20 protein-coding genes and 2 riboswitches are annotated in these 24,264 nt (G+C 60.6%); of the genes, 14 read left to right on the top strand and 6 right to left on the bottom strand.

The window, feature by feature from the left end; translation table 11 throughout:
* Positions 1 to 10 precede the first annotated feature (10 nt).
* The gene (locus tag ACP7D9_RS09170; RefSeq protein WP_426156884.1) at positions 11 to 4,507 is read right to left on the bottom strand and encodes an SET domain-containing protein; all 4,497 of its coding nucleotides are present in this window, start codon (positions 4,505 to 4,507) and stop codon (positions 11 to 13) included.
* Positions 4,508 to 4,775: 268 nt separating this feature from the next.
* On the opposite strand from ACP7D9_RS09170, the gene nfuA reads away from it, so the two are divergent.
* Positions 4,776 to 5,360: a Fe-S biogenesis protein NfuA gene (nfuA, locus tag ACP7D9_RS09165; RefSeq protein WP_003225494.1), complete on the top strand. Its 585-nt coding sequence runs from the start codon at positions 4,776 to 4,778 to the stop codon at positions 5,358 to 5,360.
* A 100-nt stretch (positions 5,361 to 5,460) separates the two neighbouring features.
* Here the strand turns inward: nfuA and cobM are convergent, their stop codons facing one another.
* The 4 genes from cobM to ACP7D9_RS09145 all read right to left on the bottom strand — a co-directional run bounded on the left by cobM (position 5,461) and on the right by ACP7D9_RS09145 (position 7,606).
* On the bottom strand, positions 5,461 to 6,207 hold the full coding sequence (gene cobM, locus ACP7D9_RS09160; RefSeq protein WP_426156882.1) for a precorrin-4 C(11)-methyltransferase: 747 nt from the start codon (positions 6,205 to 6,207) through the stop codon (positions 5,461 to 5,463).
* A 78-nt stretch (positions 6,208 to 6,285) separates the two neighbouring features.
* The gene (locus ACP7D9_RS09155) at positions 6,286 to 6,699 is read right to left on the bottom strand and encodes a cobalamin biosynthesis protein (RefSeq protein WP_426156880.1); all 414 of its coding nucleotides are present in this window, start codon (positions 6,697 to 6,699) and stop codon (positions 6,286 to 6,288) included.
* Positions 6,696 to 7,397: a CbtA family protein gene (locus ACP7D9_RS09150; protein ID WP_426156878.1), complete on the bottom strand. Its 702-nt coding sequence runs from the start codon at positions 7,395 to 7,397 to the stop codon at positions 6,696 to 6,698. The genes ACP7D9_RS09155 and ACP7D9_RS09150 overlap by 4 nt, the downstream gene beginning before the upstream one ends.
* An 11-nt stretch (positions 7,398 to 7,408) precedes the next feature.
* Positions 7,409 to 7,606: a CbtB domain-containing protein gene (locus tag ACP7D9_RS09145; RefSeq protein WP_101159413.1), complete on the bottom strand. Its 198-nt coding sequence runs from the start codon at positions 7,604 to 7,606 to the stop codon at positions 7,409 to 7,411.
* A gap of 123 nt (positions 7,607 to 7,729) precedes the next feature.
* Positions 7,730 to 7,948, bottom strand: a riboswitch (cobalamin riboswitch).
* Between the two features lie 108 nt (positions 7,949 to 8,056).
* Positions 8,057 to 8,268, top strand: a riboswitch (cobalamin riboswitch).
* 99 nt (positions 8,269 to 8,367) lie between these two features.
* Between ACP7D9_RS09145 and cobW the strand changes: the two genes are divergently transcribed.
* From cobW to ACP7D9_RS09080, 13 genes are all read left to right on the top strand, one after another.
* On the top strand, positions 8,368 to 9,438 hold the full coding sequence (gene cobW / locus ACP7D9_RS09140) for a cobalamin biosynthesis protein CobW (protein WP_426156876.1): 1,071 nt from the start codon (positions 8,368 to 8,370) through the stop codon (positions 9,436 to 9,438).
* A gap of 3 nt (positions 9,439 to 9,441) precedes the next feature.
* On the top strand, positions 9,442 to 13,290 hold the full coding sequence (gene cobN / locus ACP7D9_RS09135; RefSeq protein WP_426156874.1) for a cobaltochelatase subunit CobN: 3,849 nt from the start codon (positions 9,442 to 9,444) through the stop codon (positions 13,288 to 13,290).
* 69 nt (positions 13,291 to 13,359) lie between these two features.
* Complete coding sequence (locus ACP7D9_RS09130; protein WP_397478222.1) at positions 13,360 to 14,370, top strand: ATP-binding protein; 1,011 nt, start codon at positions 13,360 to 13,362, stop codon at positions 14,368 to 14,370.
* Positions 14,286 to 15,035 (top strand): vWA domain-containing protein, encoded by a 750-nt coding sequence (locus ACP7D9_RS09125; RefSeq protein WP_426156872.1) that lies wholly within the window; start codon positions 14,286 to 14,288, stop codon positions 15,033 to 15,035. Before ACP7D9_RS09130 ends, ACP7D9_RS09125 begins: the two co-directional genes overlap by 85 nt.
* Positions 15,036 to 15,323: 288 nt before the next feature.
* Positions 15,324 to 16,883 carry a TerC family protein gene (locus tag ACP7D9_RS09120; protein WP_426156870.1) on the top strand — a complete coding sequence of 520 codons (1,560 nt, stop codon included), beginning with the start codon at positions 15,324 to 15,326 and terminating at the stop codon, positions 16,881 to 16,883.
* Positions 16,884 to 17,307: 424 nt separating this feature from the next.
* Entirely contained in the window at positions 17,308 to 18,156 is an 849-nt protein-coding gene (locus ACP7D9_RS09115; RefSeq protein WP_426156869.1) for a transporter substrate-binding domain-containing protein, read from the top strand.
* A 51-nt stretch (positions 18,157 to 18,207) separates the two neighbouring features.
* A complete protein-coding gene (locus ACP7D9_RS09110) occupies positions 18,208 to 18,870 on the top strand; it encodes an amino acid ABC transporter permease (RefSeq protein WP_426156867.1) in 663 nt (220 codons plus the stop codon).
* A 9-nt stretch (positions 18,871 to 18,879) separates the two neighbouring features.
* Positions 18,880 to 19,542, top strand: coding sequence for an amino acid ABC transporter permease (locus ACP7D9_RS09105; protein WP_426156865.1), 663 nt, complete (start codon positions 18,880 to 18,882; stop codon positions 19,540 to 19,542).
* A complete protein-coding gene (locus ACP7D9_RS09100) occupies positions 19,539 to 20,330 on the top strand; it encodes an amino acid ABC transporter ATP-binding protein (RefSeq protein WP_426156863.1) in 792 nt (263 codons plus the stop codon). Before ACP7D9_RS09105 ends, ACP7D9_RS09100 begins: the two co-directional genes overlap by 4 nt.
* Before the next feature lie 31 nt (positions 20,331 to 20,361).
* Positions 20,362 to 20,751: a RidA family protein gene (locus ACP7D9_RS09095; protein WP_016774497.1), complete on the top strand. Its 390-nt coding sequence runs from the start codon at positions 20,362 to 20,364 to the stop codon at positions 20,749 to 20,751.
* Between the two features lie 129 nt (positions 20,752 to 20,880).
* Positions 20,881 to 21,645 carry an IclR family transcriptional regulator gene (locus ACP7D9_RS09090; RefSeq protein ID WP_101159422.1) on the top strand — a complete coding sequence of 255 codons (765 nt, stop codon included), beginning with the start codon at positions 20,881 to 20,883 and terminating at the stop codon, positions 21,643 to 21,645.
* 38 nt (positions 21,646 to 21,683) lie between these two features.
* Complete coding sequence (locus ACP7D9_RS09085) at positions 21,684 to 22,898, top strand: amino acid deaminase (RefSeq protein WP_426156860.1); 1,215 nt, start codon at positions 21,684 to 21,686, stop codon at positions 22,896 to 22,898.
* A gap of 86 nt (positions 22,899 to 22,984) precedes the next feature.
* Positions 22,985 to 23,920 carry a sugar kinase gene (locus ACP7D9_RS09080; protein ID WP_426156858.1) on the top strand — a complete coding sequence of 312 codons (936 nt, stop codon included), beginning with the start codon at positions 22,985 to 22,987 and terminating at the stop codon, positions 23,918 to 23,920.
* Positions 23,921 to 23,964: 44 nt separating this feature from the next.
* On the opposite strand, the gene ACP7D9_RS09075 is transcribed toward ACP7D9_RS09080, so the two are convergent.
* Positions 23,965 to 24,240 (bottom strand): peptidylprolyl isomerase, encoded by a 276-nt coding sequence (locus ACP7D9_RS09075; RefSeq protein WP_007912322.1) that lies wholly within the window; start codon positions 24,238 to 24,240, stop codon positions 23,965 to 23,967.
* Positions 24,241 to 24,264 lie beyond the last annotated feature (24 nt).

Here is a 24,264-nt window from a genome sequence, read left to right as displayed (position 1 = left end):
TGAACAGCTCTCATGTCGGGTCGGTCGCTGACGCGACGCCAGCGGCCCTCAAGGTTTTCCAGTAATCAGAGCCGTAATCGAGGAACAGTTCGGTGCCTGCCGGAATCTTCTCCCATGCGAGCAAAAACACCATGTATTTGCCAACATAGATCGAGCCAACGTTCTCGACGCCTATGTTGGCCTGGCCGGGCACATTGACCGCATTGATCAGGCTCAGCACGTTGCTGTTGCCATGACCGCTCAGAGTGGCGCCCTTCGTTGCCGTTGCGAAGAGAAACGTGCTGACTTTCTCGGTGGATTTCTCCAGCATTTCCGCCCGTACGGATCTGGTCGTGCGGTGCAGTTTGCCGGTGTAAGGTCCTAGCACTTCGAAAGGCTCGATGTCGACTTTGGCAAATACCGACAACCCCCGTTCCGGGCCGTCGAGCGGTCGTCTGACCTCGAGTCGACTGGCCAGCCTGTCATGATGGCGGCCTTCATCGGCGATCCATTCCTGGACGTCTTCGGTGATTCTTCGTGTCATTTCCTTGAGTCTGGGACCCTCGAACCCCGCGAGAAAGCGATTGGTTTCGGTGATGGTGATTTTGTCGATATCACCCTCAAGTTTGCTCGTGAGGCTGATTCTGACATCCGTCGGGTCCTGAAGAATGGGGGCATTGTTATTGATGTGATGCCCAAGCGAAGGGATCAGGTCTGCGTCGCGCGGGGTTTCAGGCGCAGCATTGTCCAGGCGAGGTCGTTTGGAACTGCCAGCAACCGGCGGCGAAAGTGGTCCTGTTTCGCGGGGCGAAGGCGGCTGTGGTAACTGCCAGGAAGCGGATTTTATCCCCGTGCCGGGGGGTAGGGACTTTCGAGCACGCATGAGCGCTGAATCCGAGGCAGCGAGCAATTGCAGACACTCTGGCACCGCACTTCTCAATTCACCCCGATCATTGACAAACGTTGACCAGAGCACCGGGTCGAGATTGTTGTCATCGAGGAACGTACCCATGGTGCTGGCGGAGCCGATAGCGATGTAACGCACGCGCCATTGCTCGATGTGCTCTGCGGTCAAAGGCGTGAACGCCTGGTTATGGGCATATTTCTCCAATACCTTTCCCGGTGCCCGAAACGAGCCATCGGTGTTGACGTGGGTAATGAAGTCCTGCGGGTCAAGATTGTGCGTGGCGGCGAAGCCTTCGCGGCTGAGGGTGCTGCGGCCTTCCTGCGACAGGCTGCGCCACTCCCGCAGATGCTCGTAGGTGACGACCGTACGCGCGGTGTCGGCCCGATCCAGTATCTGTTGACCCAGCGGTTTCAATTGCCCTTCTGTGTGGACGAATTGCCTGAAGGCGGCCGGGTCCAGCCGATGTTTTTTCGCAAACGCCTCAAGGGTGACCTCCAGCACATGCTCGCTGAACCGCGACCACTTTTGCAGATGCAAAGGCGTTGTCACGTTGGGGTCATCAGGCGCGCCGCCTCTGACCCGGATTTCCCTGCTGTACCAGTGGCCGGGCTTTACTGATGAGAGGTTGATCGACAGGTCACGGTTGTTCTTCGGGTTGACTAGCACCACCGAGAAGCTGTTTTCCCCGTTTTGCGCGGTTTCCTGAATGAATCCATACGAGTTTTCACGTATCTGGTAAACGGCGACAGTCCCGTTTTCATCGATGTTGCAGATGAATTTCTGGTTGTATTCAGGACGGAAAAAGATCCCTCGCGAGTCGGCCTGGAGGCCGGAAATCCAGTGGGGCTGAACAGCGTAGGGCTGCAACAACGGACTGCTGTTGCTCATCACTCTCACCGGCTCGCGGTAGCGAGGGCCGAACGCCTGCCCGGACAGCGCATCGATGAACCGATAATCCGCCGCGCCGACGCTGCCGACGTTGCGCATGGGAATGTCAGCGATTCCTTCGACGGTGCAGAGCCGGTCGCCGGGTTGGCGCGGTGCCCAGGTGTTCGGGTCGACTGCGATCAAGTGCTGAACGCTGACCGTTCCGTCGCGCAACTGGGCAATACCCAGGCGTGCCTGGCGCATTGCCGCCGCGCCGAGCTTGCGCAGGGTAAAGCGACCGAGCTTGAGCAATGCCAATACCGACTCCAGCGGGTTGAGTTCGCGCAGCGTCGATACCAATAGAGTTCGCGTCAGACCGGCAAATTTTGGCAGGGCGAGGCGCAGGCCGAGCGTGCCTGCCTGGCTGACCAGGCGGGTACAACCGGCGAGGTATTTGCCGATAGGCAGCGCAAACGAAACGATGTCGGTGAACAGGCCGAGCCCGCCGCGCTCGATGCGTTGCGGCTCGCCGGATGCCAGATCATCAATGGCGCCCCAGAACGGTACGAACATTTTTCCCCAGAAGGTGAGGTCCTCGAGAAAATCCCGGCCGATGTCGGTGCTGCGTGTGGCCTTGCGGGTGTCTTCGAGCAAGGCCGACTCATCCTTGTAAAACAGCTCGCGGGCGATCATGGCGGCCAGTTCTTCTGCCCGGGCAGAGGTCAGGTTATTGGCTGCAAAGGGCAGGGTGCGTGCCGCGACGTCGGGCGAGCGTTTTTCGATGGGTACCGCGGCAAACGTTTCGCCAACCTGTTCGACGATAAGGTTGGCGTGCTCGTCCGTTCTGGGTTTCGAGCCGTCGCGGTAGGCTTCCCAATCGAACGGCAATTGGGTGCCTTTTCTGAATGAACCCCGGCTTGTTCGACTGCTGGAGCCAACGCTCTCGACCTTGATCTCACCGCCAACTGGCAGCGAGTCGATGTCTTTGCGCAAGCGCACGATACCCGCTCGCGGAAAGACTTCAATGTAGCGGACCTTTGCCGGATAGACCGGATTGATCATTCGCAGAATGAACCCGCAGCGGCCACGCACGGCGTCGGTGTTGGCTTTGTTCTCATGTTCGACCTGCATGTCGTTCAGCGGCAGCCGCAGCGAGTAAACAGTCACTTCGTCCCGCTCCAGATCACCCCGGCATGCAGGCAGATATTGGGCGAGCAATGTCTTGATCAAACACTTATAGGCGGCTCTTGGGGTGACCAGCCAGGCATGAAACGCCTGGTCATACGCTGCGTCTGACTCATAGCGAAAGCGACTGGGTGGGGTCAGCGCGAGGTTTTTCAGGGCATCGAGCATTTCTTGCTCATGCTGTTCCAGCGTGCTCAATGCCAGCTCTATTTCGCTGACCGGATAAGCCGTCTGACGTGTGGCGAACAATCCCATCGCCGCTGCCCACTCCACCGTCGGGCGGACTTTGGCGGCGGCAACCAGTCGCTGTTGCTCGATATCGTGCGCAAAGGCCCGGAAATGCTCCGCCGGCAAATTGAGCAACTGTTCGAAGGTCATGTGCCGGGAGGAGCCGGGCGCGACGGATTCGGCAAGCATGAAACCACTCCTGAAATTGACCCAGGTGCTGGACGTGGCGTACGGCAGTGCGTCGGGAATATCCTGAACCCACGCTTCGCTGGCCACGTTGCTCTTCATGATGGCCACCGCTAACAAGGCAATAGGCCGCTCGACCGACAGTGATCTTTGGAAGTGCTCGATCAACGATTCGTGGATGGACGAATAGCCACAACCGGGCCCGATCAGTATCTGCAGTTCGTTTTGATAGTTGCCGTGCGGGCCCGGTTTTACGCTCAGCCAGAGCGCTCGCCACAACAACCTGGTCAGTACACTGGCCGGGCGGTTTTGCTCGTTCTTCGCGGTGTACCAATCCAGTGCTGCGGCAATACGTTGTGCCAGTTGCAGGTTGTTCGCCGATTGCAGGGCTGTTTCCAGCAGCGCTACCGGCGTGGTTTGGCTCAACTTTGCAAATTTGCCATTGGATTTAACCGGTACGACATGTGCCAACAGGCAGCGCGATGTCTCGGCTTCGATTTCGCGGACAACCCGGGTGATCGTTTCGTCGCTTTCAGCGCTGAACAAGTGCTCGAAGTCACTGACGGCCCCGTGATGCCCAAGCAACCATAACGCGCGATGCTCCACCAGATTGTGCAGCAGGCGCTGCCATTCCGCCTGTGTGGCGGGACGCCGTGGGATCAGCGCGTACCAGGCCAGAACCTGGTCGAACCGCACGGAGCCGTCGCTTTTGACCCCGTTGCCGACTTGACGGTAGATATCGAGCAAGACATCAACATCGATCGACCAATACATCGGAACATCTCTCAGCGTTACCGAGTGACCGGCGATCGGGAAAACTTCCGCCGGGTCAGGTGTCGGCGACTTCGTGGAACTCAACTGGACGGACAGGAAGTCGTACAGGAAGTCGTTGCCTAACAGCGATTGATCGACCGTGGCTGGCGTGGAAAGGTGCGTTATGAAATCTTCGTCTGTCTCGAGTTTTTTCAATACACGAAAGGCTTCCTTGCATTCGCGCCCCAATTCGGAGGCGGCGGGCGGGTGGTAATAGAGCTCACTGGCATCGGTGTTGAAGTTGTCGTCGATGAGGCCATGCAAGTAACTGATCAGGTGGTTGAGATCCTGCAATCTGCGAGGCGGCGTCTTGTTGTAGAAACTGGATAACGAAGTAGACATTCAAGGCCTTTGAACCGTAGCGGCTGGAAAAGTAGTCGAAGGCCTTGAATATAGGGGCACGGAAAACCGGCAGAGGTATACATATATATGGGGGCGAATGTGCTTGGGTTTCCATTTGTTAACAGCCACCCGTTGATCAAGCGCTCATTCGTCGCCACCGTCAGCGAGCAGGCGAGGGCACACGTGCGGCTTTTTCCGACAAAAATACTGGGACTTTGTCCCGCGCTCCGATTGGCGTAAACTGAGCCCAAGCCTGCGAGGAGTTTTTATGACCGCTATTACCATTACCGACGCCGCCCATGATTACCTGGCCGACCTGCTTTCCAAGCAGAACACCCCCGGCATCGGCATCCGTGTCTTCATCACCCAGCCTGGCACCCAGTACGCCGAAACCTGCATTGCCTACTGCAAGCCGGGCGAAGAAAAACCTGAAGATACTGCGCTGGGGCTGAAAAGCTTCACTGCTTATATCGATTCGTTCAGCGAAGCGTTTCTCGATGACGCCGTCGTCGACTACGCCACCGACCGTATGGGCGGCCAGTTGACCATCAAGGCGCCGAACGCCAAGGTGCCAATGGTCAATGCCGACAGCCCGGTCAATGAGCGCATCAATTATTACCTGCAAACCGAGATCAACCCGGGGCTGGCCAGCCACGGCGGTCAGGTCAGCCTGATCGATGTGGTCGAGGACGGCATTGCCGTATTGCAGTTCGGTGGCGGTTGCCAGGGCTGCGGCCAGGCTGACGTGACCTTGAAGGAAGGCATCGAGCGCACCCTGCTCGAGCGCATCCCGGAGCTCAAGGGCGTTCGCGATGTCACCGACCATACGCAGAAAGAAAACGCCTACTACTAAGACGTTCGCTGCGAGCATGAAAAACGGCGCCCCGTGAGCGCCGTTTTTTTATGGGCAATATTCGCCGACCCTGTTGGCGGAACTGCTCGCAAAGGTGCTTCTAGGGGCGATAAAGGTGCGCATGCCCGGCGCGATACAACGATGACTCGCTGAACACCTCACTGCCCAGCACCCGCCCGACCAGAATCAGCGCCGTACGCCGAAACCCTTTGGCCTCGACTTTCCCGGCAATGTCCTCCAGCGTGCCAACCACCCAGTCCTGATCTGGCCATGTCGCCCGGTGAATAACGGCAATCGGGCAATCCGCGCCGTAATGGGGCAGCAATTGAACCAGTATCTTCTGCAGATGATTGACGCCCAAATGAATGGCCATGGTCGCGCCATGTTGCGCCAGACTGGCCAGTTCCTCGCCGGCCGGCATGGCAGTCTTGTCGGCGTAACGGGTCAGAATCACGCTTTGTGAAATGTCCGGCAGGGTCAACTCGGCGCCGAGCAGCGCTGCGCATGCCGCTGTGGCAGTCACGCCTGGAATGATCTCGAAGGGAATGCCGAGCTCGCGCAGATAGCGAATCTGCTCACCGATCGCTCCGTACAGACTCGGATCTCCGGAATGCACGCGCGCGACGTCCTGGCCTTTGGCATGGGCACTCTTGATCAGATCGATGATCTGTTCCAGGTGCAGCTCGGCACTGTTGACCACGCTATCGGCCCGGTGACCTTCCAGCACTGCCGACGGCACCAGCGAGCCAGCGTAGATAATCACCGGGCAGGTGCGGATAAGGCGCTGGCCTTTGACAGTGATCAGTTCCGGATCGCCGGGGCCGGCGCCAATAAAGTAGACGGTCATTGTTGAATCCTGGTGAAGAGGCGCAGCTGCCCCACAGATGAAGTGTGCTCATGATCGATGGCAACGATTATCGGGATTTTACGCAGCGCCAGCCAATGCCAGCGTGGCCTGCGCATATTTCTGCCGCGCAATGAGCAGTTTCGCTGGCGCCCGGAGCAGTTGCTCGGCCATTGCCAGCGCGGCGCTTTCCGCCACGCCGTAGCAGCCGGTGCGCTCAAAGGCGATCTGTGATTGATGGCTGAGACGCTGTTGGTAACCGGCCAGTTCGGCACTGCTGAAAAACCGCAAGGGCAGGTTCAACTGTGTGGCCAGTTCCAGCAGACCCGGTTCGTCACGCTTCAGATCGATAGTGGCTAACGCCTTGACGGCTCGCAGTTCGATGCGATGCGCCTGCAGGGCTTGATCGAGTAACGCGCGCAGCGTACTGGCCGGGCAGCCGCGCTGGCAGCCCAAGCCAACAACCAGCGTCGGCGCTGCGCGGTCATTGATCATGCCTGATAGTGCCCTGCGCTTTTGCGGCGGAACAACCAGGCACTGATCAGGCCCAAGGCCAGCCAGAACGCTACGTTAGTCAACTGAGAAGCGATTTTGAACTGGGTTTCCAATACCTCCGGCGCGAGCATGGAATGCACCTGTGGCTGCGGCGCGCCGATCACATGGGGCACTGCAAGAATCGCCACTCCGAGAATCTTCATCAGCCAGTGACGGCTGAAGGCGATCAGTGCCAGACCGACAGCGGTCGAAGCAGCAGTGCCAATCCACCATATTTGTCGCGATGCCAGATCGGCGGCTGCCGTGCCCGGCAATTCTGGCGGCAGCCCCAGCGTTGGCGCGAGAACGAACGTGGCGTAACCGGCCAGCCCCCAGAGCAGACCTTGCGAAGTCCGGGTCGGCGCGCGCAGGGTGTAAAGGCCAGCGAGCATCAAGGCGAAACCCACTGCCACCACCAGATTGCCACCGGTGGTCGAGACCACGCGCTGCCAGCCGTCTTCGGGCTCCCAGGCTTCGCCATCGTGGCTGTGGGCGGCAGTGCCAGCGGCGTGTTCGTGAACTTGCACGACCGGTTCGGATTTCTCGAAGGTTTCGGCCTGCAGAATCAGTGGTGATACCCAGAAACTCTGCAGCAACGTCAGCAGCAGGGCGGCCAGCAAGCCGGTGAACCCCGCTGTTTGCGCGATACGCTTGATCATGTCGGCAGGTCTCAGTGGCAAGGGAACGCAGCGCTGTGGCGGGTATCGTGGGCAGCGTTGTGCACTGCTTCGATGTGCGAGAAACCGGCGAACCAGACCAGACTGGCGCCGAGGATCGAGGCGAAGAGGGCGGCGGCCACGCGTTGGCCGAGAGTGGTGGTGCTGGAGATGTGGTCAGTGTGGCTGACGGTATTGCTGATGATCGACATAGCGCTTCCCTCTGAAATGTCAGCGGGTGAATAGAGCGCAGGAAAATCCCTGCGAGTCGGGCACGCAGGGATTTCGAACAGCGCCCGCCCACCGCGGGTTTGTTGGTGGTCAGCGGCGCTTGCGCGCGCTGGGTGTTGCGGGCCGGTCTCCGGGCTCACGAGGGGTTGGTTTGTCACCGACCTGCAAGCGTCACCTTCCCATGCCAGGGCACAGTGGATTTGACGCTTCGCTCGCTTACCGTTGCGGGGGCAGCACCGGACTGACATGGCTTTGAGTAAAGCACATGATTCACCGGTTTCCCGTTTCACCCTGTGAAGGGCACCCGTAACAAGGTGTGCAGGAGAACATGGGTTTGGGTTTTTAGTCAATTTGTGGGTCTTATCCGTTACCACAGCCACCGATATCCAAGCCACCCGGGTTCAGCCCATTGACCCAACACCCACCCATGCGTAGCCTTGCGCATTCGAGGTTCTTCGGCACTCGCCGAAGCTAAGAAGGGAACGCGGTCAAAGCCGCGGCTGCCCCCGCAACTGTGAACGGTGAGGTTCGTTGCCACGCCACTGCCAGCTCAGCCAATGAGCCAGCGGGAAGGCGCAGCGAATGCCAGGCCCAGCGCCTGAACACCGTCAGCCAGGAGACCTGCCTCGTCACAGATTCTCACTACAACCGGGCGGGGTGATCCGGTGGCGAATGCTTCCGGCGTACACACGCGCTGCCGGTTCTCGTCCCGTATGCCCGCCGCTTGCCAAAGGGCATACCGATGAAAACACTGGCCAAACTCCCCGTCACCATCGTCACCGGTTTTCTCGGTTCGGGCAAAACCACGCTGCTACGGCACATGCTCGACAACGCTCAGGGCCGGCGCATCGCGGTGATCGTCAACGAGTTCGGCGAGTTGGGCATCGACGGTGAAATCCTCAAGCAATGCACCATCGGCTGCACCGAAGAAGAGGCCAGCGGCCGCGTATACGAATTGGCCAACGGCTGCCTGTGCTGCACGGTGCAGGAAGAATTCTTCCCGGTGATGCGCGAACTGGTAGCCCGTCGCGGTGACCTCGATCACATTCTCATCGAAACCTCGGGCCTGGCCCTGCCCAAGCCATTGGTGCAAGCGTTCCAGTGGCCGGAAATTCGCAGCGCCTGCACCGTCGATGCGGTGATCACTGTGGTCGACAGCCCGGCCGTCGCCGCCGGCACGTTCGCCGCGTTCCCGGATCAGGTCGATGCCCAGCGCAAGCTCGATCCGAACCTCGACCATGAATCGCCGCTGCACGAGCTGTTCGCCGATCAACTGGCGAGCGCCGATCTGGTGATCCTCAACAAGGCCGACCAGACCAGCCCGCAAGACTTGGCTCGCGTACGCGCTGAGGTCGCCGAAGAGCTGCCGCCAGCGGTAAAAATCATCGAAGCCAGCAACGGTCGTTTGCCGCTCGAGGTCTTGATCGGCCTCGGCGCTGGCTCCGAAGAACACATCGATAGCCGCCACAGCCACCATGATCACCATCATGACGGTGATGACGATCATGACGACCACGATCACGACGCCTTCGACTCGATCTCCATCGAACTGCCGCAAGCCGACGAAAGCCTGCTGCTCGACGCACTGACGCAATTGGTGGTGCAGCACGGCATTCTCCGTGTCAAAGGTTTCGCCGCCATCCCGAACAAACCGATGCGCTTGTTGATTCAGGGTGTAGGCACGCGTTTCGACAAGCATTTCGACCGTCAGTGGGGCGCTGAAGAAGCGCGCGTCACGCGTCTGGTGCTGATTGGTCAGGCACTGGATGCCGTGCAACTCGAAGCGCAATTGCGCGCCGCGCTCAGCGTTTAAGCCATGCACCTGCTCAGGACTCAGCCCGGCGGATTCGTCTCGGATGACAACATTGCCGACCTCGGACAAACCCCCGCCGAGCTGGTGATCCTGTGCAGCGGCGATTCCAGCCTGGCGCTGCTTGCCGAGGCGGCGCAGCAGCTGCCGGATGATTATCCGAGCTTGCGTCTGGCCAACCCGATGCAGGTGCAGAATCATGCGTCGGTCGATTTGTACGTGGACGAAGTGCTGCGACACGCCAAGGTCATTCTCATCTCGCTGCACGGCGGCATCGCCTATTGGCGCTACGGCGTCGAGCGGCTGATCGAACTGTCCGAACGCGGCGTGCAACTGATTCTGGTACCGGGCGATGACCGTCCAGACCCCGAGCTCAGCGACTTGAGCACGGTCAGCGCTCAGGCACGCGATCGACTCTGGCAGTTCCTGCGTCAGGGTGGCATGGGCAATGCGCTGGATTTCTTCCGTTGCCTGGGCAACCAATGGTTCGCCCGCGATTACCCGTGGAGCGAGCCGCAGACCCTGCCGCGCACAGCCATTTATCATCCACGGAAAAACACCGCCGCCCTGAGTGACTGGCAAGCCGAATGGCTGCCCGATCAACCTGTGGCGGCGCTGTTGTTTTATCGCTCGCATTTGCAGGCCGCGAACACCGCGTTCATCGATGTGTTCTGTCAGCGTTTGCAGGCGGCCGGGCTCAATCCGCTGCCGGTCGCAGTAGCCAGTCTCAAAGAGCCAGCCTGCCTGGCGGTGGTCGAGGATTGGCTGGATGAAGTCGAAGCGGGGGTGATTCTAAACACCACCGGGTTCGCCCAATCGAGCCCGGAAGCACCGCATCTGCGCCCGTTTCGCCGCAATATCCCGGTGATTCAAGCGATCTGCGCCCAAGACAACGAGCCCGGCTGGCGCGCCAGCGAGCAGGGCCTCGGGCCGCGCGACCTGGCGATGCACATTGCCTTGCCGGAACTCGACGGGCGCATCATCAGCCGGCCGATCAGCTTCAAGGATCTGGCCTGGCGCAGCGAGCGCAGTCAGTCCGACGTGGTTTGCTACCGCGCCCAGCCCGAGCGCATGGATTTCGTCGCCGAACTGGCGCGGCGCTGGATTGATCTGGCGCGCGTGCCCAATGGCGAAAAGCGCATTGCGCTGATCCTCGCCAACTACCCGACCCGCGACGGTCGCATCGGTAACGGTGTCGGTCTCGATACGCCGGCGGCAGCGCTAAACATTCTGCGGGCATTGCGCGGCGAGGGTTATCCGCTCACGGCCGAGTTGCCCGACAGCGGCACCGAGCTGATTCAGCAATTGCTCGGCGGCGTCAGCAATGACCTCGACAGCCTCGATCTGCGCCCCTGTCAGCAGAGCCTGGCGATGGACGATTACCTGGCAATGTTCAACGCGTTGCCGCAGGCCAATCGCGCTGCGGTGCTCGAGCGTTGGGGATCGCCACACAATGATCCGATGTGCCGCGACGGTCGCCTCATGATCGCCGGTCTGCGTTTCGGTCTGACCTTTGTCGGCATCCAGCCGGCCCGGGGTTATCAGGTCGATCCGAGCGCGGTCTATCACGACCCGGATCTGGTTCCGCCGCACGGTTATCTGGCCTTCTACTTCTGGTTGCGCAACACCTACGGCGCTCATGGCGTGATCCATGTCGGCAAGCACGGCAACCTCGAATGGCTGCCGGGCAAAGGTGTCGGCCTCTCGGACAATTGCTGGCCGGACGCGCTGCTCGGGCCGCTGCCGAATATCTATCCGTTTATCGTCAACGATCCGGGCGAGGGCGCCCAGGCCAAACGGCGCACGCAGGCGGTGATCATCGACCACCTGATGCCGCCACTGACGCGCGCAGAAACCTATGGGCCGCTGCGCAATCTCGAGTTGCTCGCCGATGAATATTACGAGGCGCAACTGCTTGATCCGCGCCGCGCGCGTGAGCTTCAGCGCGACATCCTGCAATTGGTCCGGGACACGCAGATCGACCGCGAACTGCAATTGGACGCTGCGCTGGACAGTGACGCCGATGCGGCGATCTGGTTGCCGCGTCTGGATACTTATCTGTGCGATCTGAAGGAATCGCAGATTCGCGATGGTCTGCACATTTTTGGTGAATCGCCGAGCGGGCGCTTGCGCATTGACACGTTACTGGCGTTGCTACGGATTCCGCGCGGTGATGGCAAGGGCGCACAGTCGAGTCTGTTGCGGGCGTTGGCCAAGGCGTTTGAACTGGGCTTTGATCCGCTGGATTGCGCGTTGGCCGATCCGTGGAGCGGCGCGCGTCCCGGCGAGTTGCAGTCCGTCAGCGATGAAGTCTGGCGCACCGCCGGCGACACCCGCGAACGCCTCGAATTGTTTGCCACCGACCTGATCTCCCAAGCACTGGATTTCCCCTGTGGGAGCGGGCTTGCTCGCGAAGGCGGAGTTTCAGTCGACGACCCTTTGCCTGACACACCGCTTTCGCGAGCAAGCCCGCTCCCACAAGGGCCGGGGTGGGCTGAGGTTGATTCGATACTCGAGCATCTGCGCGAAGTCGTCGCCCCACGCCTGGACGCTTGCGGCGCGGCCGAAATGCGCGGGCTGCTCGATGCGTTGCGCGGTCGTTTCGTCCCCGCCGGCCCCAGCGGCGCGCCCAGCCGTGGCCGCCTGGACGTGCTGCCGACCGGGCGAAACTTCTATTCTGTAGATGTGCGCAACCTGCCCACCACCACGGCGTGGCGCATCGGTTTCCAGTCCGCCACGCTGATTCTCGAGCGGCACCTGCAGGATCATGGCGATCACTTGCGTCAATTGGGCTTGTCGGTCTGGGGCACCGCAACCATGCGCACAGGCGGCGATGACATCGCCCAGGCCATGGCGCTGATGGGGGTGCGCCCGGTCTGGGCCACGGGCAGTCAGCGCGTGGATGATTTCGAAATTCTGCCGCTGAGTCTGCTCGATCGCCCAAGGGTCGACGTGACGCTGCGGGTCTCGGGGTTTTTCCGTGATGCGTTTGCCAATCTCATCCGCCTGTTCGACGCCGCCGTGCAAGCGGTGGCCGCGCTGGACGAACCGGATGACTTGAATCCACTCGCCGCCAAAGTGCGTGCCGAACGCGAGGCGCTGTTACAAGCGGGCGCCGACGAAGACACTGCGCGGCGTCAGGCCGGATGGCGGATCTTCGGCGCAAAACCGGGTGCATACGGCGCCGGGGTGCAAGGCGCGATCGATGGGCGCCTGTGGCAGACCCGCGAAGACCTCGCCGAGGTCTACCTGAATTGGGGCGCCTACGCTTATGGCGGTGCAGACGATGGCACCGCCGCCCGCGAGCAATTCAGTCAGCGCCTTAGCCAGGTTCAAGCGGTGCTGCACAACCAGGACAACCGCGAGCATGACTTGCTCGATTCCAATGATTACTACCAGTTTCAGGGCGGCATGCTCGCGGCAGTGGAAAGCCTGCGCGGCGAGGCGGCAGCCAGTTATCACGGCGATCACAGCCAGCCGGATCTGCCGAAGATCCGTACCTTGAAGGAAGAACTGAACCGCGTCGTGCGCTCGCGAGCGGTGAATCCGAAGTGGATCGACGGAGTCAAACGGCACGGCTATAAAGGTGCGTTCGAACTGGCGGCGACGGTTGATAATCTGTTCGCCTTCGACGCGACGACGCAATTGATCGACGACCATCAATATGCCTTGCTGGCGGATGCGTATTTGCTCGATTCGGCGACGCGGGATTTTGTGCGTGAACATAATCCGCATGCTCTGCGCGACATGACCGAGCGCATGCTCGAGGCGCAGCAGCGGGGGATGTGGCAGGAGCCGGGGGCCTATAAAGAAGCACTTGAAAACCTCCTGCTGGACATTGAAGAAGACACCTGACACACCGCGATTCCCTGTAGGGCCGAGCCCCAGTTGAAGCAATTCACCGACCATGACCGAGTACCCACAATGACCGACACCCCGCATTTCCCGCTCTCTGCCGTGGTCGGCGCCGACGATTTGAAACTCGCCCTGTGCCTGACCGCCATCGACCCGAAAATCGGCGGCGTGCTGATCGAAGGTCCGCGCGGCATGGCCAAGTCGACGCTGGCCCGGGGCCTGGCGGATCTGCTCGCCAGCGGTCCATTCGTCACTTTGCCGTTGGGCGCCACTGAAGAGCGGCTGGTCGGCACCCTCGATCTCGACGCAGCCCTTAGCAGCGGTCGCGCACAATTCTCCCCAGGAGTTTTGGCCAAGGCTGACGGTGGCGTGCTGTACGTCGATGAGGTCAATCTGCTGCCGGATCATCTGGTGGACCTGCTGCTTGATGTCGCCGCCAGCGGCACCAACCTGATCGAGCGCGATGGCATTTCCCATCGGCATTCGGCGAAATTCGTCCTGATCGGCACCATGAACCCCGAAGAGGGGGAACTGCGACCGCAACTGCTTGACCGTTTCGGTTTGAACGTCGCGCTCAGCGGTCAAACCGCGCCCACCGAGCGCGGGCAGATCATCCGTCGGCGGCTGGATTTCGATAGCGATCCGCGAGCGTTCTGCGCGCAATGGGAAGGCGAGCAGCACATCTTGCGTTTGCGTTGTGAAAACGCACGTGAGCGCTTGGCTGACATCCCGCTGGACGATGCAGCATTGGCGTTGATTACCGAGCGCTGTTTCGCTGCTGGCGTCGATGGCTTGCGCGCCGATCTGGTCTGGTTGCGCGCGGCTCGCGCCCATGCCGCGTGGCGCGGGGCGGATGCAATTGCCCAGCAGGACATCGACGCGGTGGCCGAATTCGCCCTGCGCCATCGTCGTCGCGAACAATCTTCATCCGGCGCTGAGCCGCCTGCGCCGTCGCCGGCGGGCGCAGAAAGCAATTGCGACGCAGGGCAGGGCCAGTGGGGCGAAATGCCGGCGACAGCGCAAGTGACCGGCGCTCGCCGCGAAGTGCCGAGCTGGCCGCCGCTGGCAAAAAAGCCCTAGGCATTCGCCCCCGATCCGACGCGGGGGCGAATGCCAGACCCCGCGCCGGACAACTCGATAACGGCCGTCAAGGGCAACGGCAGGCGGCCAGCAGCGGCGCGGTGAACTGGCCGGGCACGCTGCTCAATGGCCGCCCTCAGCGGCGCGCTGATCTGCTGTTTCATCAGCGCACTCGTTCGCCCCATGAAATCTGGCTGGTCATCGTCGACGCTTCGGCTTCGACCCGTCGCCATCAGGCCCTGAGCGATGCCAAAGGCTTGCTCGCACAACTGTTCGACGATGCTTACCGCCAACGGGCGCGGCTGGCCTTGCTGACGGCCAGTGGCGCCGCGCCGAAGTGGCAGGTGCAAGGCTTGAAAGCCTCAAGCGGCCTGCGTGTCTGGCTCGACAAGCTGGGCGCCGGTGGCGGGACGCCGTTGCTCGCGGCGCTGGCGCAGGCGCAACAGTGGTTGTCCGTGCGGCGCAAGCGTTTTCCCGCTGAACAGCAACGCTGTCTGATCGTGACCGATGGTCGCTTGAAAGAACTGTCCGGACTGCCGGTGCTCACCTGCCCGGGATTGCTGATCGACATCGAGCGCGGGCCGATACGACTGGGCCGAGCAAAGGAACTGGCGACCGCGCTGCAAGCGCAGTATCAGCATATCGATGCGCTGGGTTTGAGCTGAACATTCGATTCCTGCTGTTGATACAGATTTTGAAATGATTTGCTGCTGTGGAGCAGGCCGGTTGAACCTGTACGCTCCAAGGCCATTTTTCATTCAGGATTTACATGAACACCCTCTTGGAGCCTCCCAGTCAGCACTCCCCAACGCGCCTTCACGCGATCTTGATCCATTCGCAGCATCCCGTCTTTCGACTTCCGACTATCGTTGATAACGCGGCTCTTGAGCCTTCGCGTTGCACTTCGCCGTGTCCGGCAGCCTGAATTCACAGAATAGAGATCGAGACGTTTTATGGAATGGTTAGCGGATCCCACGGCCTGGTTAGGCCTGTTGACTCTGATCGTGCTGGAGCTGGTGCTGGGTATCGACAACCTGGTGTTTATTGCAATTCTTGCCGACAAACTGCCGCCGCATCAGCGTGATCGCGCGCGGATCATCGGTCTGTCGCTGGCGCTGATCATGCGACTGGGCCTGTTGGCGAGTATCTCCTGGCTGGTCACGCTGACGCAGCCATTGTTCGAGGTGTTCGACAAGAGCTTCTCCGGACGTGATCTGATCATGCTGTTCGGTGGTGTGTTCCTGTTGTTCAAGGCCACCATGGAATTGCACGAACGGCTCGAAGGCCACGTCGGCGAGCGCTCGACCAACACTGCCTATGCGCTGTTCTGGCCGATCGTGGCGCAGATCGTGGTACTCGACGCAGTGTTTTCCCTCGATGCGGTGATCACCGCCGTAGGCATGGTCGATGAATTGGCAGTGATGATGATCGCCGTGATCATCTCCATCGGCCTGATGATTGTCGCCTGCAAACCGCTGACGCGTTTTGTCAACGCGCACCCGACCGTGATCATGCTGTGTCTGGGCTTCCTGATGATGATCGGTTTTGCCCTGACGGCAGAAGGTCTGGGTTTCCACATCCCGAAAGGTTATCTGTACGCGGCCATCGGGTTCTCTATCCTGATCGAAGTGTTCAACCAGATCGCCCGTGCACGCCGCAAGCGTTCGATGCAGGGCTTGCGGCCCTTGCGCGAGCGCACTGCCCATGCGGTGATGCGTTTGCTCGGTGGGCGCAAACTGGCCGTGGAGGAAGTTGGCGAAGAGATTTCCGATTTGCTCGATAACGGTGGGGCGCCGGTAGCCGAACTGTTCGACCGCCGTGAGCGGGTGATGATCAGCGGCGTGCTGCAATTGGCGGAGCGTGCGATTCGCCACCTGATGACGGTGCGCGCCGACGTTGACCTGATTGACCTTGCCGATGATGCAGAAACCATTCGTACGAAGTTGATGCATTCGTCCTACTCGCGCTTGCCGTTGATTCGCGATGGTGCGGTGGATGAGCCGTTGGGCTTCGTGCACAAGAAGGAGTTGCTCAAGGAATACCTGGCCGGCAACGAGCCGAACCTTGAGCATCTGGCACGCAAGACCATCAATCTGCTCGACAGCTATTCGATCCTCAATGCGATGGAACAAATGCGCGCGGCGTCGACGCACATCGCCTTCGTGGTCAATGAGTTCGGTGACTTTGTCGGCGTGCTGACCATGACCGACATCCTCGAATCCATCGCCGGCGAGTTACCCGATGCCAGCGAAATCGAAGGTCCGGATGTGGTCGAAGAGCACAATGGTTTCCTCGTCAGCGGTGCGCTGCCGTTGGCTCGCGTACGCCAGCGCACCGGCTTCGGTGCCGAACCGACCGAGGACTATCAGACCATGGCCGGGTTGGTCATGAGCCTGCTTGATCGGTTGCCGATCACCGGCGATCAACTGCAATACGAGGGCTGGCAGCTGACCGTCAGGGCGGTTGAAGAGCGGCGGGTGACACGGGTGTTGCTGGAGCGTGCTGCCGCGTAATACCGAGTTCTGTAAAGGCTGCCGGCCTCTTCGCGAGCAAGCTCGCTCTCATGTCTGAACGCAGTCAGGTGGGAGCGAGCTTGCTCGCGAATGCAATTTGGCAGGCACCTGCGATCCCTTCCTGACAGTTGTTCAGATTGTCTTGATTGCCACGGTCACAGTGAACCGTGGCACTTGGTTGTTTTTGGTGCGCCGCGCCCTTGCATGTGGCGCGAATACCCGCCTCGTGTAGCCAAAGGTAGCGCGCGTTGAGGGCGTGCCGGGTAACAGCGGCATTACATTCATCGCATCCACCTGATTTCAAAAACATTTCATTGCGCTGCAGATTCCTTCGACACGCTGTGGCACACTTTCTGCTGTTCATTCCGCAGTAACAAACCGAGTTCCGGTATAGCGGAATAAACACCTCTCAGGAGTGCTTGCCATGCATCGCCGTCCTTCGTTAATCAAAGCGTGTGTTTTTGTTCTTGCAGCGTCTACTTCGGTCATGGGCCTGGCCCAGGCGGCTGACAGCAAGCTCGACAGTGTCCTGGCTCGTGGCAAGTTGATTGTCGGCACCGGCAGCACCAATGCGCCGTGGCACTTTCAGGGTGCGGACGGCAAGTTGCAGGGTTTTGATATCGACATCGCCAGGATGGTGGCCAAGGGGCTGTTCAACGATCCAGGCAAAGTCGAGTTCGTGGTGCAGTCGTCCGATGCGCGGATTCCCAACCTGCTGACCGACAAGGTCGACATGAGCTGCCAGTTCATCACCGTCACCGCCAGCCGTGCGCAGCAAGTTGCGTTCACTTTGCCGTACTACCGCGAAGGCGTCGGCCTGCTGTTGCCGAACAACAGCAAGTACAAGGAAATCGAAGACCTGCAAGCGGCGGGCGATGACGTCACCGTCGCGGTGCTGCAGAACGTGTACGCCGAAGAACTGGTGCATCAGGCATTGCCCAAGGCCAAGGTCGACCAGTACGACAGCGTCGACCTGATGTATCAGGCGGTGAATTCCGGGCGCGCCGATGCCGCCGCCACCGACCAGTCCTCCGTTAAATACCTGATGGTGCAGAACCCGGGCCGCTACCGCAGCCCGGCTTACGCCTGGAGCCCGCAGACCTACGCCTGCGCGGTCAAACGTGGCGATCAGGACTGGCTGAACTTCGTCAACACCGCGCTGCACGAAGCCATGACCGGAGTTGAATTTCCGACTTACGCCGCGTCGTTCAAACAGTGGTTCGGTGTTGATCTGCCGTCGCCTGCCATCGGTTTCCCCGTCGAATTCAAATGATCCCGTGAGAGTGGGGCGATTTCAGTCGCCCCGCTCAAGGTACTGCTGACCATGAACTATCAGTTGAACTTTGCTGCCGTGTGGCGCGATTTCGACACCTTGCTGGCGGGGCTCGGTTTGGGCTTGCAGCTGGCGCTGGTGTCGATCGCCATCGGCTGCGTGATCGGCCTGCTGATGGCGTTTGCCTTGCTGTCGAAGCATCGCGCCTTGCGGGTGCTGGCCTCGATGTACGTCACGGTGGTGCGCAACACGCCGATCCTGGTGTTGATTCTGTTGATCTACTTTGCCTTGCCGAGCCTTGGGATACGTCTGGACAAGATCCCGTCGTTCATCATCACGCTGTCGCTGTATGCCGGCGCATACCTGACCGAGGTCTTTCGCGGCGGCTTGCTGAGTATTCCCAAAGGCCAGCGCGAAGCGGGGCTGGCGATCGGTCTCGGCGAATGGCAGGTCAAGGCTTACGTCACCGTGCCGGTGATGCTGCGTAATGTCTTGCCGGCGCTGTCGAACAATTTCATTTCGCTGTTCAAGGACACTTCGCTCGCCGCTGCGATTGCGGTGCCGGAGCTGACCTATTACGCGCGCAAGATCAACGTCGAAAGCTACCGGGTGATCGAAACCTGGCTGGTGACCACGGCGTTGTATGTCGCGGCCTGTTACTTCATTGCCATGCTGCTGCGTTACCTCGAGCAGCGCCTGGCGATCCGCCGATAGGAGGCTGCGATGTACCAATCTCCCAGTTGGTTGCATGAATTGTGGCTGGCGCGCGAACCGTTGTGGCAGGGCTTTCTGACCAGCGTGCAAGTTTCCGCCTTGGCCATCGTCCTCGGTACCCTGCTTGGTGTGGTCGCCGGGCTGGTCCTGACTTACGGCAGATTCTGGATGCGCGCGCCGTTCCGGGTTTACGTCGATCTGATTCGCGGCACGCCAGTATTCGTGCTGGTGCTGGCCTGCTTCTACATGGCGCCGGCGCTCGGTTGGCAGATCAGCGCGTTTGAGGCCGGCGCTCTAGGGCTAACCCTGTTCTGCGGCTCGCACGTTGCCGAAATCGTACGCGGCGCGTTGCAAGCCTTGCCGCGCGGCCAAATGGAGGCGGGCAAAGCCATTGGCCTGACGTTCTACCAATCCCTCGGCTACGTACTGTTGCCTCAGGCGCTGCGGCAGATCTTGCCGACCTGGGTCAACTCGTCCACCGAAATCGTCAAGGCTTCGACCTTGCTCTCGGTGATCGGCGTCGCCGAATTGCTGCTCAGCACGCAACAGATCATCGCCCGAAACTTCATGACCCTGGAGTTCTATCTGTTCGCCGGTTTTCTGTTCTTCGTCATCAACTACGGCATCGAATTACTCGGCCGGCACATTGAAAAGCGGGTGGCCCTGCCATGACTCAAGTTCAAGTTGCTTCACCGGATCAGGCGCTGCTGGACATTCGCGGCCTGCACAAACAGTACGGCGCAGTGGAAGTGCTCAAAGGTGTCGACCTGAGCATGCAGCGCGGCAACGTCGTCACGCTGATTGGCTCCAGCGGCTCGGGCAAGACCACGTTGCTGCGTTGCGTGAACATGCTGGAAGAATTCCAGGGCGGGCAGATCCTGCTCGACGGCGAATCCATCGGCTACGACGAGATCAACGGCAAACGGGTTCGCCATCCGGAAAAAGTCATTGCCCGTCATCGCGCGATGACCGGCATGGCGTTCCAGCAATTCAATCTGTTCCCGCACTTGAGCGCGTTGCAGAACGTCACGCTGGGCCTGCTCAAGGTTAAGAAGATGCCCAAGGACGAAGCCGTGGTGCTCGCCGAAAAATGGCTCGAGCGCGTCGGCCTGCTGGAGCGGCGCAATCACTTTCCCGGTCAGTTGTCCGGCGGCCAGCAACAGCGCGTAGCCATCGCCCGGGCCATCGCGATGAACCCGAGCCTGATGCTCTTCGATGAGGTCACCTCTGCCCTCGACCCGGAACTCGTCGGCGAGGTGCTTAACGTTATCAAGGGGCTGGCCGAGGACGGCATGACCATGTTGCTGGTGACCCACGAGATGCGTTTTGCCTTCGAGGTCTCGGACAAGATCGTCTTCATGAATCAAGGGCGCATCGAAGAGCAGGGGCCTCCCAAGGAACTGTTCGAACGCCCGCAATCGCCGCGTCTGGCTGAATTTCTCAAGAGCACGCGGTTTTGAATCTGCACTTTTGCAATCAGGAGAAACACCCATGAGCATTACGCGTTACGGCACCGGCAGCACCGCCGCCGGCGGCCAGCCTCGTCCCTTCGCCCGCGCTGTTGAAGCGGATGGCTGGCTGCATGTGTCCGGTCAGGTACCGGCGGTGGATGGCGAGATCATTGTCGGCGGCATCGTTGAGCAGACCCACCAGACCATGAAGAACCTGATCGCGATTCTCGAAGAGGCCGGTTATGGCCTGGAGGATGTGGTAAGGGCCGGTGTGTGGCTGGACGATCCACGGGATTTCAGCAGTTTCAACAAGGTCTTCGCCGAGTATTTCAAACCCGAACACGCCCCGGCCCGGGCGTGTGTGCAGGCGAGCATGATGGTCGATTGCAAGGTTGAGATCGACTGCATTGCCTACAAGAAGAAGGCCTGAGGCAACGCGGCTCTTGTAGGCGCTGCCGAAGGCTGCGATCTTTTGGCATTTTTGGATGCGCCAAAAAGGCAAGATCAAAAGATCGCGGCCTGCGGCAGATCCTACAGGGAATATCGAGTGAGTAATGACATGACCGAAGACACCATCAAACGCCGGGCACGCGGTCTGGACCGGGCGTTCGATATCCTCGATTTTCTCAAGGAAATCGGCCAGCCGCTGCGCCCCAATGACATCGCCAGCGGCATCGGCGGTCCGAAATCCACGGTCTACGAACTGGTCGCGTCCCTGCTCGAACGACGGATTCTGGAGCCGGTGGGCAAGGACGGTCACGTCTATCTGGGCCGGCAGCTGTATTTCTTAGGCCAGGCGCATCTGCGTCATTTCGACCTCAGCCGCGAGGCCGATCACGCTCTGCAGGAAATCGTCAGCCAGACCCGCGAAACCGCGCAGATGTGCCTGCTCAACGGGCGCAAATACACGGTGGCGCTAATGAAGGAGGGCGAGCGGCATTTCCGTATTTCGTCCGACATCGGCGAGAACGCGCCGATCCCGTGGACGGCCTCCGGGCGCCTGCTGCTGGCGCATCTGAGCGATCAGCAGATCATCGACCTGATCGATGAGGACGACTACATCCTGCCCGACGGCGAACGCCTGCCGCTGGAACGCTTTCTGGCAGAGATTCGTCAGGCCGGCATCGATGGGTTCTTCTCCTTCGACAGCGTCGCCGACACCTTCACCCATTGTTTCGCCGCGCCCGTCAAAGACCCGCAAGGCGTGGCCATTTGTACCTTGTGCATCGTCGCCCCACGGGCCGATGCGAAAAACAATTACAACGACTATCGCCGGGTTTTGATTGAGAGCGCCAACAGCCTCGCCCGGCGTATCAACGAATAACCGTGGCTGCCTGCGGCCGCGACTGTGAGGATTGGACCATGACGACTGCCATCAACTCTGCCGTGGAAAAGGGCGACGCCACCATCGGCGCACAGCTGACCCGCGACGTCAGCCTGCCGGCGCTGGTGCTGCACCGCGAAGCGCTGGAGCACAACATTCGCTGGATGCAGACATTTGTCAGTGACAGCGGCGCGGAACTGGCGCCCCACGGCAAAACCAGCATGACCCCGGCGTTGTTCAAGCGACAGCTCGACGCCGGCGCCTGGGGCATTACCCTCGCCAGCGCCACTCAGACCCGCGCCGCTTATGCTCATGGCGTGCGACGGGTGTTGATGGCGAATCAGTTGGTCGGCACGCCGAACATGGCGCTGATTGCCGATCTGCTGGCCGATCCGGCGTTCGATTTTTATTGCATGGTCGATCATCCGGACAACGTCGCCGACCTCGGGGCTTACTTCGCCTCGCGTGGGGTCAAACTCAACGTGATGATCGAGTACGGTGTGGTCGGCGGGCGCTGTGGTTGCCGCAGCGAGCAGGAAGTCATCGAACTGGCCAGGGCCATCGACGCGCAACCGGCGCTGGCACTGACCGGCATCGAAGGTTACGAAGGCGTGATCCACGGCGATCACGCGGTCAGCGGCATCCGCGAGTTCGCCGCATCGCTGGTGCGCCTGGCGGTGCAGTTGCAGGACAGCGGCGCTTTCGCAATTGCCAAGCCGATCATTACCGCATCCGGTTCTGCCTGGTACGACCTGATCGCCGAATCCTTCGAAACGCAGAACGCCGCTGGCCGCTTCCTCAGTGTGTTGCGCCCGGGCAGCTACGTGGCGCACGACCATGGCATCTACAAAGAGGCGCAGTGCTGCGTGCTCGACCGTCGCAGCGACCTGCACGAAGGCCTGCGCCCGGCGCTGGAAGTCTGGGCTCATGTGCAGTCGCTGCCGGAACCGGGTTTCGCGGTGATCGCGCTGGGCAAGCGCGACGTTGCATTCGATGCCGGTTTGCCCGTGCCGTTGTTGCGCTACAAGGCCGGCGTGGTGCCGGCGGCGGGTGAGGATGTCGGTGCATGCAAGGTCACGGCGGTGATGGATCAACATGCGTTCATGACGGTGGCACCGGGCATTGAGCTGCGGGTCGGCGACATCATTTCCTTTGGTACCTCGCACCCGTGTCTGACGTTCGATAAATGGCGGGTGGGGTTGCTGGTAGATGAGCAGTTGGCGGTCATCGAGACCCTGGAGACTTGCTTCTAAGGCTTGAGACCGCGTTGCGCCCATTCGCGAGCAAGCTCGCGAAGACGCCAGTCCAGACACCATCGATCAACCAGAGACAGCACAAAATGAACACCCTCAGCCCCCAGGGCCCGAACATTCCACATATCGCCCTCATCGGCGAATGCATGATCGAACTGCAGCAACGCGCCGACGGCAGTCTGCAGCAAAGCTTCGGTGGCGATACGCTCAATACGGCGGTGTACCTGTCCCGCGCGATGGGTGACAAGGCGCAAGTCGATTACGTAACAGCGCTGGGGGATGACAGTTTCAGCGACGCCATGTGCCAGATCTGGCGCAGCGAAGGTATCGGCCTCGATCTGGTGCAGCGTTTGCCCGGTCGACTGCCCGGTTTGTACTGCATCCAGACCGACGCCAGCGGCGAGCGGCGTTTCCTGTATTGGCGCAACGAAGCGGCGGTGCGCGATTGCTTCACGACACCTGCGGCTGAACCAGTCCTTGCGGCCTTGCCCGACTACGATGTGCTGTATTTCAGCGGCATCACCCTCGCCGTACTCGGCATGCAGGGGCGCGCTCGCCTGGTCAAGACGTTGAGCGAAGCCCGGCAGCGCAATGCGCGTATCGTTTTCGACAATAACTACCGCCCACGCCTGTGGGCTTCGGTGGAAGAGGCGCGGGCGGCGTATCGCAGCGTTTTGCCTTACGTCGATCTGGCGTTACTCACCGTAGATGACGAACAGGCGCTGTTCGGTTTTGCCGATGGCGAAGAAGTGTTCGCCTCTTACGCGCAGTTCGGCACGCCGGAAGTGGTGCTCAAGCGTGGCGCCGAGGCGTGTCTGATTCGTTGTGCGGGGGAGGCGTTTGAAGTCCCGGCGCTGAAGGTTGAAAAGGTCGTCGACACCACGGCGGCAGGGGATTCGTTCAGTGCGGCGTATCTGGCCAGGCGCCTGCTCGGCGGCAGCCCGGCAGAGGCGGCGCAGGCGGGGCATGAATTGGCCAGTCGGGTGATTCAGGTGCCCGGAGCACTGATCCCCAAAACCTGAAATCCAATCCCTTGCACTCGTCAGCTCCTACACAGCAGCAGCGATCAATCGCGGTAAAACACCTGCACCAGGTGATAACCAAACTTGCTCTTGATCGGCCCATGCACGGTGCGCAGCGGTTTCTTGAAAATCACCGCATCAATCGCGCCGACCATCTGCCCCGGCCGCACTTCGCCCAGATCGCCGCCGCGCTTGCCCGACGGACAGGTCGAAAACTTCTTCGCCAGCACATCGAACGCCTCGCCCTTGGCGATGCGCTGCTTGAGTTGTTCGGCCTCTTCGGCGGTTTTCACCAGAATGTGGCGGGCTTGGGCTTTCATCGTGCAATACCTGATAACGGGGCG

The sequence above is a fragment of the Pseudomonas sp. TSRC2-2 genome (genome assembly GCF_049897785.1).
Lineage (GTDB): Bacteria > Pseudomonadota > Gammaproteobacteria > Pseudomonadales > Pseudomonadaceae > Aquipseudomonas.
Note: the sequence above shows the minus strand (reverse complement) of the source record. Positions and strands in the feature narration are given on the sequence as shown.

Excerpts from the sequence above, each read along its gene's own strand:
- ACP7D9_RS09170 (WP_426156884.1), bottom strand. The coding sequence starts at position 4,507 with ATGTCTACTTCGTTATCCAGTTTCTACAACAAGACGCCGCCTCGCAGA.
- nfuA (WP_003225494.1), top strand. The coding sequence starts at position 4,776 with ATGACCGCTATTACCATTACCGACGCCGCCCATGATTACCTGGCCGAC.
- cobM (WP_426156882.1), bottom strand. The coding sequence starts at position 6,207 with ATGACCGTCTACTTTATTGGCGCCGGCCCCGGCGATCCGGAACTGATC.
- ACP7D9_RS09155 (WP_426156880.1), bottom strand. The coding sequence starts at position 6,699 with ATGATCAATGACCGCGCAGCGCCGACGCTGGTTGTTGGCTTGGGCTGC.
- ACP7D9_RS09150 (WP_426156878.1), bottom strand. The coding sequence starts at position 7,397 with ATGATCAAGCGTATCGCGCAAACAGCGGGGTTCACCGGCTTGCTGGCC.
- ACP7D9_RS09145 (WP_101159413.1), bottom strand. The coding sequence starts at position 7,606 with ATGTCGATCATCAGCAATACCGTCAGCCACACTGACCACATCTCCAGC.
- cobW (WP_426156876.1), top strand. The coding sequence starts at position 8,368 with ATGAAAACACTGGCCAAACTCCCCGTCACCATCGTCACCGGTTTTCTC.
- cobN (WP_426156874.1), top strand. The coding sequence starts at position 9,442 with ATGCACCTGCTCAGGACTCAGCCCGGCGGATTCGTCTCGGATGACAAC.
- ACP7D9_RS09130 (WP_397478222.1), top strand. The coding sequence starts at position 13,360 with ATGACCGACACCCCGCATTTCCCGCTCTCTGCCGTGGTCGGCGCCGAC.
- ACP7D9_RS09120 (WP_426156870.1), top strand. The coding sequence starts at position 15,324 with ATGGAATGGTTAGCGGATCCCACGGCCTGGTTAGGCCTGTTGACTCTG.
- ACP7D9_RS09115 (WP_426156869.1), top strand. The coding sequence starts at position 17,308 with ATGCATCGCCGTCCTTCGTTAATCAAAGCGTGTGTTTTTGTTCTTGCA.
- ACP7D9_RS09110 (WP_426156867.1), top strand. The coding sequence starts at position 18,208 with ATGAACTATCAGTTGAACTTTGCTGCCGTGTGGCGCGATTTCGACACC.
- ACP7D9_RS09105 (WP_426156865.1), top strand. The coding sequence starts at position 18,880 with ATGTACCAATCTCCCAGTTGGTTGCATGAATTGTGGCTGGCGCGCGAA.
- ACP7D9_RS09100 (WP_426156863.1), top strand. The coding sequence starts at position 19,539 with ATGACTCAAGTTCAAGTTGCTTCACCGGATCAGGCGCTGCTGGACATT.
- ACP7D9_RS09095 (WP_016774497.1), top strand. The coding sequence starts at position 20,362 with ATGAGCATTACGCGTTACGGCACCGGCAGCACCGCCGCCGGCGGCCAG.
- ACP7D9_RS09090 (WP_101159422.1), top strand. The coding sequence starts at position 20,881 with ATGACCGAAGACACCATCAAACGCCGGGCACGCGGTCTGGACCGGGCG.
- ACP7D9_RS09085 (WP_426156860.1), top strand. The coding sequence starts at position 21,684 with ATGACGACTGCCATCAACTCTGCCGTGGAAAAGGGCGACGCCACCATC.
- ACP7D9_RS09080 (WP_426156858.1), top strand. The coding sequence starts at position 22,985 with ATGAACACCCTCAGCCCCCAGGGCCCGAACATTCCACATATCGCCCTC.
- ACP7D9_RS09075 (WP_007912322.1), bottom strand. The coding sequence starts at position 24,240 with ATGAAAGCCCAAGCCCGCCACATTCTGGTGAAAACCGCCGAAGAGGCC.